This window comes from Micromonospora sp. NPDC003776 (assembly GCF_053605645.1).
The window spans coordinates 1-2460 of record NZ_JBSGJR010000790.1 but is presented as its reverse complement, the minus strand read 5'-3'; the positions used below and the strand labels follow the sequence as shown (position 1 = coordinate 2460).

Sequence of the window (2460 nt, the reverse complement as noted above, 5' to 3'; positions counted from 1 at the left end):
GCGGACCGCAGGCCGCGGCGATCGGGGCGGGCGCGCTGCTGGTCGGGCTGGTCGACTACCGACTGCTGTTCGCGGCGATCGGGGCGCTGCTGGTGGCCGCCGGCGGTTACCTGCTCACCGGCCGCCACCTGACGGCCCCGGCCGGTCCGGTGCCGGCCGCCGGGCCCGCCCCCGCCGCCGGCGTCAGCGCCGGGTAGCGCCGCTCCATCTCGCGGAGGTGGCGGCGTCGGGTCCTCGCGGACACCGCCACCTCGGTGATCCAGGGTCGATCAGCATCTCGTCCTAGCACCCCGGCGAGAGCCGGGATCGCCGTCAGGCGAAGCCGACGCGGTGGGCCGAGGTGGCGTCCAGGTTGCGGATGGCCAGGACGGCGTCCAGGGCCGCCACGGTGGCCGCCCAGCCCTTGTCCTCCGCGGAGCCGGGCAGCCCGGCGCGGTCCCGGGCCTGCTCGATGGTCTCCACGGTGAGCACCCCGTGCGCCACCGGCCTGCCCTCGTCCAACGCGACCCGGGTCAGCCCCTCGGTGACCGACTGGCAGACGTAGTCGAAGTGGGCGGTGGCTCCCCGGACGACCACGCCGAGCGCGACCACCACGTCGTACCGGCGGGCCATCGCCTGGGCCACCACAGGCAGCTCCACCGAGCCCGCCACCCGGGCCACCACCGGTCGCGCGCCGCACGCCTCGGCGGCGGCCACCGCCCGGTCGACCATGTGGTCGGTGAGGTCGCCGTGCCAGCGCGCGGCCACGATGCCGACGGTCAGCCCGGCGGCGTCCACCGTGGTCACGCCCGGCTCCCCGAAACCCGCCATCACTACGCTCCGATCTCGTCGCCGGCGACCGGGCGACCCATCGGCGCCTCGGTCACCTCGTCCAGCCCCTCCAGGAGGTGGCCCATCCGGTCCCGCTTGGTCCGCAGGTAACGCACGTTCTCCGGGTTCGACCGGATGGGCAGCCCCTCGCGGCCGCTCACCGTGAGGCCGTACCCCTCCAGGCCGGCCCGCTTGGCCGGGTTGTTGGTCAGCAGCCGCATCGACCGGACGCCGAGGTCGTAGAGGATCTGCGCGCCGGTGCCGTAGTCGCGGGCGTCGGCCGGCAGCCCCAGGTCGAGGTTGGCGTCCACGGTGTCCCGGCCCTGGTCCTGGAGCTGGTACGCCTGGAGCTTGTGCAGCAGGCCGATGCCGCGCCCCTCGTGCCCGCGCACGTAGAGCACCACGCCCCGCCCCTCCTGGCCGACCCGGGCCAGGGCGGCCTGCAACTGCGGGCCGCAGTCGCAGCGCAGCGAGCCGAACACGTCCCCGGTGAGGCACTCGGAATGCACCCGCACCAGCACGTCCCGCCCGTCGCCGAGGTCGCCCATGACCAGCGCCACGTGCTCCGCGGAGTCGAAGTCGCTGCGGTAGCCCAGCGCCCGGAACACCCCGTACGGGGTGGGCATCCGGGCGTCCGCGACCTGCTCCACCTGCTTCTCGGTACGCCGCCGGTGGGCGATCAGGTCGGCGATGGTGACCAGGGTCAGCCCGTGCTCGGCGCAGAACTTCTCCAGGTCGGGCAGGCGCATCATGGTGCCGTCGTCGTTGACCAGCTCGCAGAGGACCCCGGCGGGGCGCAGCCCCGCCAGCCGGGTCAGGTCGACAGCCGCCTCGGTGTGCCCGGGCCGGCGCAGCACCCCGCCCTCGCGGGCGCGCAGCGGCACCACGTGCCCGGGGCGGGCCAGGTCGGTCGGGTCGGTGCCGGCGTCGGCGAGCAGCCGGATGGTGTGCGAGCGGTCGGCCGCCGAGATGCCGGTGCTGATCCCCTCCCGGGCGTCGACCGTCACCGTGTACGCGGTGCCCCGCCGGTCCTGGTTGGTGTGGTGCATGGGCGGCAGGTCCAGCCGGTCGCACTCGCTCTCGGTGAGCGGCACGCAGATGTAGCCGGAGGTGTAGCGGACCATGAACGCGACCAGCTCCGGGGTGGCCAGCTCGGCCGCGAAGATCAGGTCGCCTTCGTTCTCCCGGTCCTCGTCGTCCACCACGACGACGGGCCGGCCGGCGGCGATGTCCGCCACCGCCTGCTCGATGGAGCCAAAGGTGCTCATGCCACGGCCTCCGAGTACGTCGGCGGGATCGGGGTGGGGGCGGGCGGGGTGGCCCGGGAGGTCCGCCACCAGGCGGCCAGGCCGGCCAGGCAGAACCCCCCGTAGACCAGGTACATGGCGGCCGACGGGTAGAAGCCGCCCCGGAGCAGCAGCGGCACGCCGACCGCGTCCACCGCGATCCAGATCAGCCAGAACTCCACCCAGCCACGGGCCATGCCGTAGGTGGCGAGCAGGCTGCCGACCAGGATCCACGCGTCCGGCAGCGGCCCCCACGAGCCGAGCGCGGCCAGCACCGGGTACGCCGCGGCGGTGCCCGCCGCCGCGACGACGAGCAGGCCGAGCCGCTCCGGCCAGGTGGCCCAGCGCGGGGTCACCGCCGGCT

The 2460-nt window shown here is 75.1% G+C and carries 3 protein-coding genes and 1 pseudogene; 1 reads left to right on the top strand and 3 read right to left on the bottom strand.

The window, feature by feature from the left end; translation table 11 throughout:
- Nucleotides 1–197 (top strand): annotated as a pseudogene (locus ACWEVO_RS34950) (MFS transporter); the annotation flags it as partial.
- Between the two features lie 115 nt (nt 198–312).
- On the opposite strand, the gene ribH reads toward ACWEVO_RS34950, so the two are convergent.
- From ribH to ACWEVO_RS34935, 3 genes are all read right to left on the bottom strand, one after another.
- Complete coding sequence (gene ribH, locus ACWEVO_RS34945) at nt 313–810, bottom strand: 6,7-dimethyl-8-ribityllumazine synthase (RefSeq protein WP_452311683.1); 498 nt, start codon at nt 808–810, stop codon at nt 313–315.
- 2 nt (nt 811–812) lie between these two features.
- Nucleotides 813–2078: a bifunctional 3,4-dihydroxy-2-butanone-4-phosphate synthase/GTP cyclohydrolase II gene (locus ACWEVO_RS34940; protein ID WP_452311682.1), complete on the bottom strand. Its 1266-nt coding sequence runs from the start codon at nt 2076–2078 to the stop codon at nt 813–815.
- On the bottom strand, nt 2075–2460 hold a 386-nt coding region (locus tag ACWEVO_RS34935), incomplete at its 5' end, for a nicotinamide mononucleotide transporter family protein (RefSeq protein WP_452311681.1). The genes ACWEVO_RS34935 and ACWEVO_RS34940, both read right to left, overlap by 4 nt.